Below are 15,423 nucleotides of genomic sequence, written 5' to 3' on the forward strand. Positions count from 1 at the left end.
CGGGGGAGGGCCCGGTCCTTCAGGGGCCGGCCCTCCTCGGCCAGCGCCGGGTCCCCCCGGCTACTGCTGGGCGGCGCCCCCGGCCGCCCGTACCGCCGCGTCCGCCTTGCGGGCCGCCACCAGGACGGGGTCCCAGACCGGTGAGAACGGCGGGGCGTACCCCAGGTCCAGGGCGGTCATCTGCTCCACCGTCATCCCCGCGGTGAGCGCCACCGCGGCGATGTCCACCCGCTTCCCCGCGCCCTCCCGGCCAACGATCTGCACCCCCAACAGCCGCCCGGTACGCCGTTCGGCGAGCATCTTCACGTGCATCGGGCGGGCGCCGGGGTAGTAGCCGGCGCGGCTGGTCGACTCGATGGTGACGGTGACGAACTGCAGCCCCGCCGCGCGGGCCTGGCGCTCCAACAGCCCGGTGCGGGCGATCTCCAGATCGCAGACCTTGCTGACGGCCGTGCCGACGACCCCCGGGAAGGTCGCGTAGCCGCCGGCCACATTGGCGCCGATCACCTGGCCGTGCTTGTTGGCGTGGGTGCCCAGCGCGATGTGCCGGTGCTCCCCGGTGATCAGGTCGCGCACCTCGATGCAGTCCCCGCCCGCCCAGACGTGCTCCTGGCCGGACACCCGCAGCGCCAGGTCGGTGCGCAGGCCGCCGGAGGCGCCCAGCGGCAGCCCGGCCGCCTCGGCCAGGGTGGTCTCCGGGCGGACGCCCAACCCCAGCACGACCACGTCCGCCGGGTACTCGCCGTCGTCCGTGACCACTGCGCGGGCCCGGCCGTCCGCCCCGTCGGTCAGCACGCCGGTGACCCGCGCACCGGTCACCACCTCGACGCCCATCCCGCACATCGCAGTGTGCACCAGCGCCCCCATGTCCGGGTCGAGGGTGGACATCGGTTGTGCGCTCTGTTCCAGGACCGTCACCTGGTAGCCGCGGTGGATCAGCGCCTCGGCCATCTCCACGCCGATGTACCCGGCGCCGATGACCACCGCCCGCCGGCCCGGCGCCCCCTTCAGCCCGTACAGCAGTGCCTGCCCGTCGTCCAGGGTCTGCACCCCGTACACGCCCGGTGCGTCGATCCCCGGCAGCGGCGGGCGCAGCGGGCGCGCCCCGGTCGCCACCACCAGCTTGTCGAAGCCGGTCCACGCCTCCCGGCCGCCGTCCTCCAGGTCCCGGCTGCGCACCCGGCCCCGGTCCAGGTCGATCTCGGTGACCTCGGTGCGCAGCCGCAGGTCGATGTCGCGGGCCCGGTGCTCCTTCGGTGTCCGGGCGATCAGTGCGTCCGGGCCGTCCACCTGCCCGCCCACCCAGTACGGGATGCCGCAGGCGGAGTACGACGTGAAGTGGCCGCGCTCGAAGGCCGTGATGGCCAACGCGTCCGGCCCCTTGTGCCGACGGGCCTGGGACGCGGCGGCCATCCCCGCCGCGTCCCCGCCGATGACCACCAGCCGCTCCGGCGCCGCCATTGCCGCGTCCTTTCGTCGAGTTCGGGAGTCCCACGGATTCGCGGGGCCCACGGTTGCCGCTCAGGTCTGCCCGGTTACGACCGTTTCGATGCGCTACGGACGTCGTGCCGGGTGGCGATCAGAACGGGTAGGCGGCCGGTGTGGCGCGCACGGTCGTCCAGCGGGTCTCGGTGAACGCGTCGAGGTTGGCCTCGCCGCCGAAGCGGGAGCCGGTCCCGGAGTCGGCCAGTCCGCCGAACGCCGCCACCGGCTCGTCGTTGACGGTCTGGTCGTTGATGTGCAGCAGACCGGTGGGGATCCGGTCGGCCAGGTCCAGCGCGCGGGCCGCGTCGCGGGTGACGATGCCCAGCGCCAGCCCGTAGGAGGACTCGTTGGCCAGCGCCACCGCCTCGTCCAGGGTCGCGAAGGCGCGGACCGGGGCCACCGGGCCGAAGACCTCCTGGCCGTACGCGGGGGAGGCGCCCACTGAGCCCGGCCCGGTGGCGTCCGGGCCCGCGTCGGCGAGGACCGTCGGCCGGTAGAACAGCTCCCGGTGGGTGCCGCCGGCGGCGATCCGGACGCCCGCCGTGGCGCTCTCCCGGACCAGCGCGTCGATCTTGCCGAGCTGCCCGCGGTCGATGACCGGACCGAGGTGGACCTGCTCGCGGAACGGGTCCCCGACGGTCAGCGCGTCCGCCTTCGCCGCCAGCCGCGCCACGTACTCGTCGTAGAGCGAGGCGTGGACGAGGTGCCGGCCCGCCGTCATGCACACCTGGCCCTGGTGGAAGAACGACGCCCACGCGGCGGTGGACATCGCGGCGTCCAGATCGGCGTCCGGCAGCACCAGGAACGCGCTGTTGCCGCCCAGTTCCAGGTGGGCCCGCTTGAGGTGCTGCGCGGCCAGCGCACCGACGCTGCGACCGGCCGCGGTCGAGCCGGTGAAGGAGATCACCCGCACCCGCGGGTCCTCGACCAGTGCCCGTCCGGTGTCCGCACCACCGGGCAGGACGTGCAGCAGCCCCGCCGGCAGCCCCGCCTCGGCGAAGACCGCGGCCAGGACGTGCCCGCCGCACACCGCGGTCCGCGGGTCCGGCTTGAGCAGCACGGCGTTGCCCAGCGCCAGGGCCGGTGCGACGGACCGGATCGCGAGCACCAGCGGAACGTTGAACGGTGCGATCACGCCGACCACACCGGCCGGCACCCGGGTGGTGTACGACAGGCGCGGCGCACCCGAGGGCAGCACCTGGCCGAGCGGGCGGTGGGCGAGCGCGGCGGCCTCGTAGCACTCCTCGGCCGCCGTCCGGATCTCGAACTCGGCCTTGCCCCGGATGCTGCCGGCCTCCCGCACGATCCACTCGCCGATCTCCGCGGCGTGCCGGTGGATGAGGTCGCCGGCCCGGCGCAGCACCGCGGCCCGCTCGGCGTACGGCCTGCGCGCCCAGTCCCGCTGCGCCGCGGCGGCCCCGGCCGCGGCGTCCGCGACGTCGGCCGGCGCGGCGAGCGTCAGCGACGCCAGCCCCTCGCCGGTCGCGGGCTCCACCGCCTCGGCCGGGCCGCCGTGCAGCGAGAGCCAGTCCTTGGGATCGAGCAGGGCCATCGCGCCAACCTCCGGGAGAACGGGGACAGTTGATTGGTGAACGAGTGTGCCCCATGGAGGCGGCGCGCGCCCGCCGGACGGCGATCCGGCCGGTACCGGACGGCCGTCGACCCGTCGGACGCGCGCCTGTTGGGCGGACGACCGGCCCTGGGGCCGGTCCGGTGGGTCAGCGTCGGACAGGGCCTAGCGCTCCAGCACCATCGCCAGCCCCTGTCCCACGCCGATGCACAGCGTCGCCAGCCCGGTGCCCGAGCCCTGCGCGGCGAGCTGGTGGGCCACCGCGCCGGCGAGCCGGGCCCCGGAGGCGCCCAGCGGGTGTCCGATGGAGAGGGCGCCGCCGCGCGGATTGACCGCGGTGGGGTCGAGTTCCGGCCACTGGGCGATGCAGCCCAGCGCCTGGGCCGCGAACGCCTCGTTCAGCTCGCAGACCGCCAGGTCGCCGAAGCTCCGCCCGGCCCGCGCCAGCGCCCGCTGGACCGCCTCGACCGGACCGAGCCCGAACAACTGCGGCTCGATGCCGGTCACCGCGCTCGCCCGGATGCGGGCCAGTGGTTCCCGTCCGGTGGCCCGCAGTCCCTCCTCGCTGACCAGCAGCAGCGCGGCGGCGCCGTCGTTCAGCGGTGAGGAGTTCCCGGCGGTGACGGTGCCTGCCTCGGTGCGGAAGACCGGCTTCAGCTTGGAGAGCGACTCCAGCGAGGAGTTCTCCCGGATCGTCTCGTCACGGGTGAGGTCCACGCCCGGTAGCGGCACGACCTCCGCGTCGTAGGCACCGGCCGCCCAGGCCCGGACCGCCTTCTGGTGGCTGGCCAGTGCGAACACGTCCTGCTGTTCCCGGGTGATGCCGTGCTTGTCGGCGATCAGCTCGGCGCCCTCGCCCAGCGACACCGTCCACTGCGGCGCCATCCGCGGATTGACCATCCGCCAGCCCAGCGTCGAGGAGAACATCTCCTGATGCCCCGCGGGGAAGGCCCGGTCCGGCTTGCGCAGCACGTACGGCGCCCGGCTCATCGATTCCACGCCGCCGGCCACCGCGATCTCCGCATCGCCGTGCGCGACGGCGCGGGCCGCCTGGATGACCGCCTCCAGGCCGGACCCGCACAGCCGGTTGACGGTCACCCCGGGGACACTGACCGGCAGCCCCGCCAACAGCACCGCCATCCGCGCCACGTTGCGGTTGTCCTCGCCCGCGCCGTTGGCGTCGCCGAAGTAGACGTCGTCGATCCGCGCCGGATCGAGCTCCGGGGTGCGGTCCACCAGGGCGCGCAGCACATGGGCGGCGAGGTCGTCGGGGCGCACCGCGGCCAGTGCGCCGCCGTACTTGCCGACCGGTGTCCGTACCGCGTCGACGATGTAGACGTCCCGCACGGCGTCCCGTACGTGTGGCTCGGTCATCAGGCTGTGTCCTCGCTGTCTTCGCTGTCTGCGCCGTCCTCGCGACACCGGCTCGGCGGCCGGGCGGTACGAAGATCGCCACCCGCCGACCCGAGTCTTTGCCCGGTACCGCCCGGTGTCAACGGGGCGGCCGGCCACCTTCACCGGACACGCCGGGCGCCTTGGGCGCGTCGGCCGCGGCGGGCGGTTCCGTGCGGCCGGGTTCCGTCGCGCTCGGTTCCGTCACGGTGGAGTCGGTGGCCGTCTGGTCCGTGGCCGTTTGGTCCGTGGCTGTCTGGTCCGCGGTGCCGCGGTCGTCCGCGGTGCCCCGGCCCGCTTCGGTCGGTTCCGCGTCGGTCGGTTCCGCATCGGCCGGTTCCGCGTCGGCCGCTTCCGCCCGGGGCGGATCCGTGGGGCCGGTGTCCGTGCCCCCGTCCTTCCCCGTGAGCCGTCGTCGGCCTGAAGGGCGGCCCGCCAGCCGGCCGCGGATCGCCCGCCCCACCGCGTACAGGGCCGCCGCGGCGGCCGCGAACGGCAGTGCGGCGGCGAGCGCCACCAACACCCAGTGCACCGCCGCCGTGAAGGCGTGCCAGACGTCGGACAGGGCGTCCCCGAAGGAGGTGCCGTCGTCCGGCTTCGCGTCCTGGGAGGCGCCGGGCTGCCGCAGCAGCAGGGTCACGGTGGCCGTCCCGGTGCGGCCCTTGAGGGACGTGAGCTGGGACTCCAGGGACTCCAGGTTCGCCTCCCGGGTGCTCAGTTCGGACTCCAGGGCGGTGATGTCGCTGATCGAGGACGCCCGGTCCATCAGCGCCCGGATCCGCTCGACGCTCGCCCGCTGGGACTTCACCCGGCTGTCGACGTCCACCACCTGGTCGGTGACGTCCTTGGCGGAGACGTTGCGGGAGAGGACCTTGCCCAGCCCGGACAGCCGCGTCAGCAGCGCGTCGTAGTGGCCCGGCGGCACCCGCAGCACGAGCTTCGAGCGGTCCCGGCCGTCGGGGTCCCGGTCGGTGGTCTCGTCGGCCGGATAGCCGCCCGCCTCCTCGACGGCACCCCGCGCCCTGGTGAGCGCCCCGGCCACGTCCGCGGTCTGCACGGTCAGCGTCGCGGTCCGGATGATCTGCGACTGCATGATCTGCGACTGCGTCGCCTTGAGCGCTGTGCCGGTCCGGGCGCCGCCGTCCGGGCCCCGCGCCGTCGAACCCTCCTGGCCGTCGGCCCGCTGTCGGGGCGCCACCGCCCCCGTCCCGGGTCCTGCCGCGTCCACCGCGGCACTGGGCCTGCCGCCCGCCGCACCGCACCCGGCGACCGTCAGCGACACCGTCAGCAGCACCGCCGCTCCGGCCCCCCGCCGCCCCCGTGATCCCCACATCACAGACCGTTCCCCTTCCGCGCCGTCGGCCGCCGGGCCGCGCGGTATCCGGGCGGCCCGGCCAAGTGGCCGGATCGTGACGCCGGTTCGACGGGGCGGCCCGGGTGGCGGTTGCCGTTCCGGGGTCTCGAAGAGGTCACGGCCCGGACGCGGGCCGGCCCGGAGGGCGCCGGACCGGCTCTGAGAGAGTGGAGGACATGAGCACAGCGCACAGCGGTACGGGCCGGGCGCCCGGTCATGTCGTGGTCATCGGTGGCGGTATCGCGGGGCTGACCGCCGCGCACCAACTGCTGGCGGGCGGGGCCCGGGTGACCCTGCTGGAGGCGTCGGCGCGGCTGGGCGGCAAGCTGCTGGCCGGCGAGATCGCTGGCGTACCGGTCGATTTCGGCGCCGAATCGATGCTGGCCAAGCGGCCGGAGGCGGTGGAGCTGGCGCGGGCCGTGGGCCTGGGCGACCGCCTCCAGCCCCCCGGCACCGCCACCGCCTCGCTGTGGACCCGCGGTGCGCTGCGCCCGATGCCCAAGGGGCATGTGATGGGTGTCCCCGGCGACCTGGGGCCGCTGGCCGCCTCCGGTGTGCTCTCCCCGGAGGGCCTGGCGCGGATCGAGGCGGACCGGACGCTGCCGACGACCGAGGCCGGCACCGACATCGGGGTTGGCGCGTACGTCGCGGCCCGGCTCGGCCGGGAGGTCGTCGACCGGCTCGTCGAGCCACTGCTCGGCGGGGTCTACGCGGGAGACGCGTACCGCATCTCGATGCGTGCCGCGGTTCCGCAGCTGTTCGAGGCGGCGCAGCGCGGCGGTTCGCTGATCGAGGGTGTCCGGGCCCTTCAGGAGCGGGCCGCGGCCACCGTGCCCGAGGGGCCGGCCGCGACCGGCCCCACCTCGGTCTTCATGGGCATCGCCGGCGGCATCGGCACCCTGCCCGACGCGGTCGCGAGCGCGGTCCGCCGCTCCGGCGGCGAGATCCTGCTGCGGACGCCGGTGCGCGAACTGCGCTGGAGCGCCGCGGACGGCTGGCGGGTCCTGGCCGGCGACCGCACGCTCACCGCCGACGCGGTGGTCATGGCCGCGCCCGCGGCGGCCGCGGAACGGCTGCTGCGCGCCGGCTGCCCGGTCGCCGCCGACGAGCTGGCCACCGTCGAGTACGCCTCGATGGCGCTGGTCACCATGGCCTTCCGGCGTGCGGACTTGACCACCGTCCCCAGCGGCAGCGGCTTCCTCGTCCCGCCGGTCGACGGCCACCGGATCAAGGCGTCGACCTTCGCCAGCCACAAGTGGAACTGGATCGCCGAGGCCGACCCGGACCTCTTCGTACTGCGCACCTCCCTCGGCCGCTACGGCGACGAAGCCGACCTCAAGCGCGACGACGACGAACTGGTCGGGCTCTCCCTCGCCGACCTCGGCGAGGCGGTCGGTCTGACCGCCCGGCCGGTGGCCTCCACGGTCACCCGCTGGGACGGCGGGCTGCCGCAGTACGCCGTCGGCCACGTGGACCGGATGGCACGGGTCCGGGCCGCGGTCGCGGACCTGCCGGGCCCGCTGCGGGTCTGCGGTGCGCTCTACGACGGCGTCGGCATCCCGGCGTGCATCGGCTCCGCGCGCCGGGCCGCCGACGAGGTCCTTCGGACCCTGGCGGCGGGTGCCGCCGGCGGCGAGTGAGAATGGACGACATGACAGACGCTTCCACCCCCGCCTCCGACAAGATCCCCAACGCCGGGAAGAAGGCCAAGGACCTCAACGAGGTCATCCGCTACACCCTCTGGTCGGTCTTTAAGCTGCGCGACGTCCTCCCCGAGGACCGGGCCGGCTACGCCGACGAGGTCGAGGAGCTGTTCGCCCAGCTCGCCGCCAAGGACGTGGTGGTCCGCGGCACCTACGACGTCTCCGGCCTGCGCGCCGACGCCGACGTGATGATCTGGTGGCACTCGGAGAACTCCGACGACCTCCAGGAGGCGTACAACCGCTTCCGCCGCACCCGTCTGGGCCGCGCGCTGGAGCCGGTCTGGTCGAACATGGCGCTGCACCGCCCCGCCGAGTTCAACAAGTCGCACATCCCGGCCTTCCTGGCCGACGAGCACCCCCGCGACTATGTGAGCGTCTACCCCTTCGTGCGCTCCTACGAGTGGTACCTCCTCCCCGACGAGGACCGCCGCCGGATGCTCGCCGACCACGGCAAGATGGCCCGTGGCTTCCCCGACGTCCGCGCCAACACCGTCCCCTCGTTCTCGCTCGGCGACTACGAGTGGATCCTCGCCTTCGAGGCCGACGACCTGTACCGCATCGTCGACCTGATGCGGCACCTGCGCGGCTCCGAGGCACGGCGGCACGTCCGTGAGGAGATCCCCTTCTACACCGGTCGCCGCAAGCCGGTCGCCGAGCTGGTCGCCGGCCTGGCCTGACCGGCCGGACACCCCGGTACGCAGACGTACGGGCCGCCCCTGCTCGGGGGCGGCCCGTACGTCTGCGTACCGGGGTCCGGGTACCGGGGCGGCTACTTCCCCTTCACCGGCGTGATCAGCGCCTGCCGGGCCCGCCGGAGCGGCTGCCCCGGTACCGGCTCGGCCCGCGGGCCGCAGTACACCCGGTGCCCGGGGACCTTTCCGCGCAGCAGGTACGTCTCGACGTAGGAGTTCACACAGGCGTTGTCGCCGAGCGCGATGCCGTGGGTGCCCGCGCCCCGCTCGGTGACCAGGGACGAGCCGGCCAGCCGCCGCTGGAGTTCCAGCGCGCCCGGGTACGGCGTGGCGGCGTCCCGCTCGGCGGCCAGCAGCAGCACCGGCGGCAGTGCGCCGGGCTCGGTGCGGATGTTGAGCGGCCCGCGCTGGCCGCGCAGTGCGTCGTCCAGGTCGGTGGTGGCCGCTTGTTGGTAGGCGTCGACCAGGCCGCCGCCGTCCGGGGAGCCCTTGGTGGCGCGGTTCGTGGCGGTGCGGAGCGCCTCCTCGACGCCGGCCGCCGCCGACTCCCGGCGGTCCGGCCAGAAGGCGCACGGCAGGTTCATCCAGACGTTGTCCCAGGTCTCGAACGGCGCGGTGCGGGCGAGGGAGGTGTTGTCCCGGTCCCAGGTGCGCCAGTCGCGCGGCCAGGCCGAGTCGTTGCACTCGACGGCGGTGTAGACGGCGTTGGCGTTCTCCTCGGCCTTGCCGTCCCCGGAAGGCAGCGCCTGGGCGGTCAACTGCTTGGCGTCGCCGTGCATGAACTTCGACAGCGCCTCCGCCCGCATCGGCCAGTACGCGTCGTTGTAGCCGGTCTTGAGGAACGCCGCCTGGAGCTGTCCGGGCCCGATCTTCCCGTCGATCGGCGAGCGCCGCAGCCGTTGGCGGGCGGTGTCGTAGGCGTGCTGGACGGCCTCCTTGTCGGTCCCCAGGTGGTAGGCGTCGTCGTGCTTGGCGACCCAGCGCAGCCAGTCGCTCCAACGGTGCTCGAAGGCGATGCTCTGGTCGAGGTTGTTGCGGTACCAGATCTGTCGGGGCTCCGGGTTGACCACGCTGTCGAAGATCATCCGGCGGACGTGGCCGGGGAACAGCGTCGCGTAGACCGCCCCGAAATACGTCCCGTAGGACGCGCCCATGAACGTCAGCTTCTGCTCGCCGAGCGCCGCCCGCAGCATGTCCAGGTCCCGGGCGTTGTTGACCGAGGTGTAGAACGGCAGGTCGGAGCCGGCCCGTTGGGCACAGCCGCGGGCGTACGCCTTGGCCTCCGCCACCTTCTGCCGTTTGAAGGACTCGCTGGGGTACCGCGGGCTGTCCGTGGGTACCTTGGCGAATTCCTTGGGGTCCTGGCAGGACAGCGGGGCGCTGCGCCCCACCCCGCGCGGCGCGTAGCCGACGAAGTCGTAGGCGCGGGCGGTCCGCTGCCAGGTCGGCAGCGCCCCGTAGAGCGGGAACTGCATGCTGGACGCGCCGGGGCCGCCGGGGTTGAAGACCAGGGCGCCCTGCCGCGCGCCGGGCGCGGTGGCCCGGGCCCGGCTGACCGTCAGCTTGATCTTCTTGCCGTTGGGGCGCGCGTAGTCGAGCGGGACGGTGAGGGTGCCGCATTCGACGGCGGGCGGGAGGTGCTCCACCGCCGCGCACCGGCCGAAGGTGAGGGGGTGAACGGGGGCGGGCGGCGCGGCCGGGTCCCGGGCGGCGCCGCCGGCCGGTGGGGAGGCGAGGCCGGTCAGGACCAGCGACCCGAGGGCGCCGTACAACGCAAGTGCTCTCACGAGCCGTCCCTTCGTATGGTGCGCGGTGCGCGGCTCCGGGGTGGGGCTCGCCCGCACGGGGCCGCACGGTGGGCATACAAAAGGGATAGTTGGGCCAATTGGTGGCGAAGTAAAGCACCGTACAACGGTGTCGGACGCTATGCCCCGGAAGAGTGCAGTGCCGCGCGCAAACCGGGATCGGCGAGCACGGCGGGCCCGTGCAGGGCCAGCCCCGTCAGGCCGGCCGGGGCCGGCCCCGGCCGTCTGGCCCGCCCGCCGTGGTGCTCGTGCCGCAGTCGCGCCGCGCCGGCCTCGGTGGCCCAGTCGGTGTACGGGTGGGCCTCGGCGCGGGCGACGGCCCAGGTGCCCAGCGTCAGGATCAGCGGGAGGGCGAACCACGCCAGCACCAGCCGGTCCTCCTCGCCGGACGGCGCCATCCAGTAGGTCGCGCCGGCGGCCAGCAGCACCACGAGGGCGGCGCCCTGCACTTGGCGGACCGCGGAGCCGATGCCCGTACGGACCGCGGCGGGTGCCGCGAGACCGGTGCGGACCAGCCGGTCGGCCAGCCCGCGGACCGCATCGGCGCTCGACAGGGCGCGCCGTATGGACGCTATGCGGCGCTGTCCGTCGGGGCCTATGGCGGTGAGCGCGGCGCGCTCGACGGGGTCCTGGCCGACCGGGTCGACGACCGTGGCCCAGCCGGTGTGGGCTAGGTGCAGCCGCTGCTGCTGGGCCATCAGGACGAGCACCACATCGGCGAGTCGGTGCGGGCCGCCGGAGAGGTAGGCCGTCTCGTACAGGGTCAGGTCGCCACCGGTGTCGTCGGCGGCTGGTACGGCGTCCGGCGGTGCGCACGCCGCGCGATGCAGGGCCTGGCCGGCGGCGAAGGCGGTGCGACAGACCCGGACGCAGGAGACGACCGCCGCGGCCCAGGCGAGCAGGAGGAAGAGGAGCCACATGGCGGAGTTTTTACGGGACGAAGGCCGTCAGTGCCAGGAAATATCTCAGCATGTGGACGCTCCGGGCGGGGCGGTGGGTCGTCGAACTGCCGGCGCTGACCTGCCCTTTCGGCCATCCAGCCACCTTGATGCCCCGTCAGCTGCTGCCGCAGCCGCCGCCACCACACCCCCCACCACCACATCCGGAACCGCCCCCGCAGCCCGAACTCCCGCCGCACGACGACCCGCTGCTGCACGAGGACGCGCCGCACCCGGAGCCCCCACCGCCGTCCGAGGACGCACCGCACCACGCCGAGTCCCCGCCAAGGCCGCCGGAGTCGGTGAAGCCGGACGACGAACCACCGGACGACGACGAGGCCGCCACCGCCCCCCTCGCCTGCACGAAGTGGTCCCGCAACAGCTCGTCGGTGAGCATCGCGGTACCGCCCAACGCCACCGCCAGCCCGGCCACCTGCCAGGCCGCCTCGACGTCCCGGAGATCGGCGAGCCGGCCGGCCCGGGGCCGGGCCGCGGCCAGCGCGAACTTGCCAGCCCGGGTGATCCGACGGCCGAACGACCGCCGGCACGGCACGCCGACCAACAACCCGACGACCACCGCCGGGAAGACCCGGAACACCACCGGCGGCGCCCACGGACCGGCGCCGTCCCGGACGCCGAGGAAGGACAGCAGCACCGCCACGAAGAACAGCGTGCCGCTCGCCTTCACCTGAAGGCCGGCCAGCAGCCGCCAGCCCCGGGTGGTGCGCGGGGCCCGCAACAGCCCCCGGGCCGCCAGCCGGTCACCGACCTCCTGCACCGCCGGGCTGCGCATCACCCGCCCGTGAACGGATGCCAGCGCCCCGCCCGGCGTGGCGGCGACCGCGTCCAGCACGGCCGCCTCGACCGGATCGTGCGCGACGGGCTGCCGCACCGTCACCACGCCCGGACCGCCGACCGCCAGCCGCCCGTCCTCATGCATCACCGAGAGCGCGGTGTCCGCCACCCGCCCCGGCCCGCCGGCCAGGAACGCGAGCTCCCGGAGGTCATGGGTCGGCGCGTCCACCCGTTGGACCTTCGGCGTCCGCAGCCGCACCACCAGCGCGCCGACGATCAGCGTCAGCGACGACAGACCGAGCCCCAGATACACCCACTGGGTGAAGAACATGACACCACCTCACTTGCGTCGCAGCGCGCGCCGCAGGGTGTGCGCCCGCCGTCCGGCGGCCCGGGCGAGCCGCGTCGCGGGGTGCCAGGACGGCGGCCGCGGCCCGGCCCGGTCGCGCCACCAGCGGGTCAGCCGCTGCCGCGCCGCCTGGTCCGCTGGGCGGTCCTGGGCGAGCAGGAACGCCGCGAAGTCCAGGGCGTCCTGGCGGTAGCCGCCGGCCATGGGGCGGTGGTGGGCGTAGCCCAGGAAGGCCGGCCGGTAGGCGTCGCCGAGGATCTCCGGCAGCTCGGGCGCGACCTTGGCGACCACCGAGGCCCGCTTGGCGGCCAGCGCCCGGCTCTGCACCCGCAGCCGGGCCCGGTCGAACCCCTCCGGTGCGGGCGTCCCGGCCACCAGCGCCGACAGCAGCGCGGCCTGTGCAACCGCCAGCCGCTCGCGCGCCGGGCCGGTGTCCGCCGCCGGGCGGTCGGCCTCCGGCACCGCCTCAAGCCGCCGGGACATGGCGCGCCCCCTTCACCACGGCGCGGATCGCATCGAGTTCACCGGCCAGCGCACCGCCCTCGGGGAAGTCGTCGTCCCGCTCCAGCAGCACACCGGGCGGATCGGTCCGCGCGCACAGCTCCGCGAGGACGTCCAGGACTGGCTGGGTCACCGGGTGGGCGTGGCTGTCGTGCCACACCCCGTCCCGCTCGACGCCGCCCGCGACGTGGACGTAGGCGATCGCCTCGACCGGCAGTTCGTCGAGCGCCGCGGCCGGGTCCTCGCCGCGGTTGACGTGGTTGGTGTGGAGGTTGGCGACGTCGATGAGCAGCCGCACCCCGGTGCGCGCGACCAGCTCGGACAGGAACTGCCCCTCCGTCATCTCCTCGCCGGGCCAGGCGAACAGCGCGGCGATGTTCTCCAGGGCCAGCGGCACCGGGAGCGCCTCCTGGGCGATCCGGACGTTCTCGCACAGCACGTCGAGCGCGTCCCGCGTGCGCGGCACGGGCAGCAGGTGCCCGGCCTCCAGCACCGGCGACGCGGTCAACGGGCCGCCGGCCCGGACGAACGCGATGTGCTCGGTGACCAACGGGGCGTCCAGCGCGGTGGCCCGCTCGGCGAGGGCCGCCAGCCGCCCGGCGTCCGGCCGGTCCGCGCCTCCCAGCCCCAGCGAGACCCCGTGCGGGACCACCGTCGTGCCGCGCTCCTGCAACTCCCGCAGGGCGTCCGGGAGATGGCCGGGGCAGACGTTCTCGGCGACCACCTCCACCCAGTCCACGCCGGGTAGCGCGGCGATCTCCGTGGCGATCTCCGGCCGCCAGCCGATTCCCGTCCCCAAACGCCGCACGGCTCCCCCTTCGCTCCCCTGGTCGGGGTACTCATCACCTCGCACGGGCGGGCTAATCGCGCAGCTGCGCTGTTCAGAGGTTGATTTGAGCTTTGATCACCGAGGGGCGGAACGGCCCGTACAGAGGCTCGTACACCGGCCCGTACACCGGCCCGTACATCGGCCGGTCCGCCCGGCCGCGGCCCGCGGGCGTCCGTTCAGCGGGCGACCTCGAAGCCGACCGCCGTGCCCAGCGCCACCAGCACCCCGCCGGTCGCCTGGTCCAGCCGCCGCCGCACCCGCGGACGCTGGAGCACCGCCCGTGCCCGGTGCACCGCCAGGGTGACCCCGCCCAGCCACAGCACGCCCAGCACCGCGTGCACGGTCACCAGCAGCATCGTCGTGGCGACCACCGGCGCGCCGTGCGGGATGAACTGCGGCAGCAGGGAGAGGTAGACCACGCCCACCTTGGGGTTGAGGACGTTCGTCAGCAGCCCGCTGCGGAACGCCCGCCACGGGCTGCCCGGGACCGCGGGCACACCGCCGTCCGCCGGCCCGTCCGCCGCTGCCGCGTCCGCGCCGCGCCGGCGCCGGGCACTGCGCAACGCCTGCACCCCGAGCCACACCAGATACAGCGCACCGGCCACCCGCAGCGCGTCGTACGCCGTCTGGGAGGCGGCCAGCATCGCGGTCAGCCCGACCGCCCCGGCCAGCCCCCACACGAAGCACCCGCCGGCTATCCCCAGCGCCGTGCACAGCGCGGCGCGCCGCCCCGAACCGAGCGCGGTCCGCAGGACCACCGCGAAGTCCGGGCCGGGGGAGACGGTCAGCAGCGCGGCCACCACGGTGAAGCCGATGAGCGAGGTCAGCATGGGGCACACCGTACGTCCCGCCCCGGACCGGCCCCTCGGCGGGTACGGGAGCCCCGGCCCGCACGAGCCACCGCCGGCGGTGGCGGCGCTCAACGGGCCGACGGCAGCGCCGCGCCGCGCAACGCCGGATGGTCGGCGACCACCGTGCTCGAACCTGGCGCGATCTCCCTAAACTCCCAATAAAACTCATATCTTGGTCAGGGCACCTCCGGAGTGAAGCGGACGCGCAAGTACAGCCACTTCGACCTGCCCAAGATCCGGGACCTCCTCGACCAACTCGCCGCCGTACAAGACGGCTTCGAGTGGCGCATCCGCTGCTACCGCGGCGATGCCGGCGGACGGGTCAAGGACTTCAGCTCGGACACCCCCGCATCACTGCCGCCCGAGGCCCGGCGGAAACGGTGCTCGACTTCCCCGGCGCCGTCACCACCTAATGATCAAGCCCCCTGTGCAGCCCTGCGGGGCCGCGCGGGGGGCGTCTTTTTGCGTTCGGGTCGGGGCAGAGAAGCGCAGAGCGCCTAATCGCGACTCGCACCAGCCGGCCACAGAATCCGTACGGGTGTACCCGTTCGGCGGGCGTATGCCACGACGTCGGCGGTGCCTCCATGGCCGCGAGCGGGTTTGCCGTCCCAGACCGCGATCAACTCATCGACGAGGCCCACGAGGACTACGCTGCCCGCCATGTGTGCTGCCTCGTCCGATTCGGTCATGCCAGTGCGGTGGATGTCCGAGGCTCGCCGCAACAGCTCGTCGTAGACCTCGTGGTGCCAATCCGGAAGGCCATCGCGGTACTTATCGGCTGGGATGACCACCTCCAGGCGAGCACTGCACCTGAGTGCGGACTCGGCCGCCCAGGCGTCAGGGCCATCGGCAATGCACGACACCATGACGAGTTCGTCAGCGGTATAGCTCTGGAGAGTCTCATCCAGAAGTGCTCGTACGCGCTGTTCTACGTGTCTGTTAAGTCCTCGATGACCAGTGATTCCAACACGCATGGGATGTTCTCCTTAGAGGTAGACGCCGTGGAGTCGCTCGTCGAAGTCACGTACTGCCTTGGGCGGAGTGGCGCTGGTGAGTGATCGGCGCACGGCACGGGTGCGTTCCACGATCCGGCCGGAACGGTACTGGAGACCCGTATCGAGTGCTCTTCCGGCCAGGCTGAAAGCAGCCTCGATCCTGC

General features: G+C 74.1%; 11 protein-coding genes and 1 pseudogene. 2 read left to right on the forward strand and 10 right to left on the reverse strand.

Annotated features, from left to right (window positions below):
- Positions 1-60: 60 nt before the first annotated feature.
- From ACO0M4_RS06110 to ACO0M4_RS06125, 4 genes are all read right to left on the reverse strand, one after another.
- Positions 61-1,461, reverse strand: coding sequence for an FAD-dependent oxidoreductase (locus tag ACO0M4_RS06110; protein ID WP_430368623.1), 1,401 nt, complete (start codon positions 1,459-1,461; stop codon positions 61-63).
- A gap of 118 nt (positions 1,462-1,579) precedes the next feature.
- Positions 1,580-3,037, reverse strand: a complete 1,458-nt coding sequence (locus ACO0M4_RS06115) for an aldehyde dehydrogenase family protein (protein WP_430368624.1) — start codon at positions 3,035-3,037, stop codon at positions 1,580-1,582.
- Between the two features lie 183 nt (positions 3,038-3,220).
- On the reverse strand, positions 3,221-4,429 hold the full coding sequence (locus ACO0M4_RS06120; protein WP_430368625.1) for a thiolase family protein: 1,209 nt from the start codon (positions 4,427-4,429) through the stop codon (positions 3,221-3,223).
- Between the two features lie 118 nt (positions 4,430-4,547).
- The gene (locus ACO0M4_RS06125; protein WP_430368627.1) at positions 4,548-5,741 is read right to left on the reverse strand and encodes a DUF4349 domain-containing protein; all 1,194 of its coding nucleotides are present in this window, start codon (positions 5,739-5,741) and stop codon (positions 4,548-4,550) included.
- 236 nt (positions 5,742-5,977) lie between these two features.
- Here ACO0M4_RS06125 and hemG point away from each other — a divergent pair, with 236 nt between their 5' ends.
- On the forward strand, positions 5,978-7,441 hold the full coding sequence (gene hemG, locus ACO0M4_RS06130; RefSeq protein ID WP_430368628.1) for a protoporphyrinogen oxidase: 1,464 nt from the start codon (positions 5,978-5,980) through the stop codon (positions 7,439-7,441).
- Between the two features lie 2 nt (positions 7,442-7,443).
- Complete coding sequence (gene hemQ, locus ACO0M4_RS06135; protein WP_430368629.1) at positions 7,444-8,181, forward strand: hydrogen peroxide-dependent heme synthase; 738 nt, start codon at positions 7,444-7,446, stop codon at positions 8,179-8,181.
- Between the two features lie 92 nt (positions 8,182-8,273).
- Here hemQ and ACO0M4_RS06140 read toward each other — a convergent pair whose 3' ends face one another.
- The 6 genes and pseudogenes from ACO0M4_RS06140 to ACO0M4_RS06165 all read right to left on the reverse strand — a co-directional run bounded on the left by ACO0M4_RS06140 (position 8,274) and on the right by ACO0M4_RS06165 (position 15,238).
- Positions 8,274-9,983 carry an alpha/beta hydrolase gene (locus ACO0M4_RS06140; RefSeq protein WP_430368631.1) on the reverse strand — a complete coding sequence of 570 codons (1,710 nt, stop codon included), beginning with the start codon at positions 9,981-9,983 and terminating at the stop codon, positions 8,274-8,276.
- 137 nt (positions 9,984-10,120) lie between these two features.
- Entirely contained in the window at positions 10,121-10,921 is an 801-nt protein-coding gene (locus ACO0M4_RS06145) for a TIGR04222 domain-containing membrane protein (RefSeq protein ID WP_430368633.1), read from the reverse strand.
- A gap of 136 nt (positions 10,922-11,057) precedes the next feature.
- The gene (locus tag ACO0M4_RS06150) at positions 11,058-12,065 is read right to left on the reverse strand and encodes a TIGR04222 domain-containing membrane protein (RefSeq protein ID WP_430368634.1); all 1,008 of its coding nucleotides are present in this window, start codon (positions 12,063-12,065) and stop codon (positions 11,058-11,060) included.
- A gap of 9 nt (positions 12,066-12,074) precedes the next feature.
- A pseudogene (locus ACO0M4_RS06155) lies at positions 12,075-13,392 on the reverse strand (DUF692 domain-containing protein).
- Positions 13,393-13,589: 197 nt separating this feature from the next.
- Complete coding sequence (locus ACO0M4_RS06160) at positions 13,590-14,243, reverse strand: LysE family translocator (RefSeq protein WP_430368635.1); 654 nt, start codon at positions 14,241-14,243, stop codon at positions 13,590-13,592.
- A gap of 518 nt (positions 14,244-14,761) precedes the next feature.
- Positions 14,762-15,238, reverse strand: coding sequence for a hypothetical protein (locus tag ACO0M4_RS06165; protein ID WP_430368636.1), 477 nt, complete (start codon positions 15,236-15,238; stop codon positions 14,762-14,764).
- Between the last annotated feature and the right edge of the window lie 185 nt (positions 15,239-15,423).

This window comes from Streptomyces sp. RGM 3693 (assembly GCF_050471125.1).
GTDB lineage: Bacteria > Actinomycetota > Actinomycetes > Streptomycetales > Streptomycetaceae > Streptomyces.

What these genes read in the sequence shown, in the direction of transcription:
- ACO0M4_RS06150 (WP_430368634.1), bottom strand. Translation starts at nt 12,065, where the DNA reads ATGTTCTTCACCCAGTGGGTGTATCTGGGGCTCGGTCTGTCGTCGCTG.
- ACO0M4_RS06110 (WP_430368623.1), bottom strand. Translation starts at nt 1,461, where the DNA reads ATGGCGGCGCCGGAGCGGCTGGTGGTCATCGGCGGGGACGCGGCGGGG.
- ACO0M4_RS06145 (WP_430368633.1), bottom strand. Translation starts at nt 10,921, where the DNA reads ATGTGGCTCCTCTTCCTCCTGCTCGCCTGGGCCGCGGCGGTCGTCTCC.
- ACO0M4_RS06115 (WP_430368624.1), bottom strand. Translation starts at nt 3,037, where the DNA reads ATGGCCCTGCTCGATCCCAAGGACTGGCTCTCGCTGCACGGCGGCCCG.
- ACO0M4_RS06165 (WP_430368636.1), bottom strand. Translation starts at nt 15,238, where the DNA reads ATGCGTGTTGGAATCACTGGTCATCGAGGACTTAACAGACACGTAGAA.
- hemQ (WP_430368629.1), top strand. Translation starts at nt 7,444, where the DNA reads ATGGACGACATGACAGACGCTTCCACCCCCGCCTCCGACAAGATCCCC.
- hemG (WP_430368628.1), top strand. Translation starts at nt 5,978, where the DNA reads ATGAGCACAGCGCACAGCGGTACGGGCCGGGCGCCCGGTCATGTCGTG.
- ACO0M4_RS06160 (WP_430368635.1), bottom strand. Translation starts at nt 14,243, where the DNA reads ATGCTGACCTCGCTCATCGGCTTCACCGTGGTGGCCGCGCTGCTGACC.
- ACO0M4_RS06120 (WP_430368625.1), bottom strand. Translation starts at nt 4,429, where the DNA reads ATGACCGAGCCACACGTACGGGACGCCGTGCGGGACGTCTACATCGTC.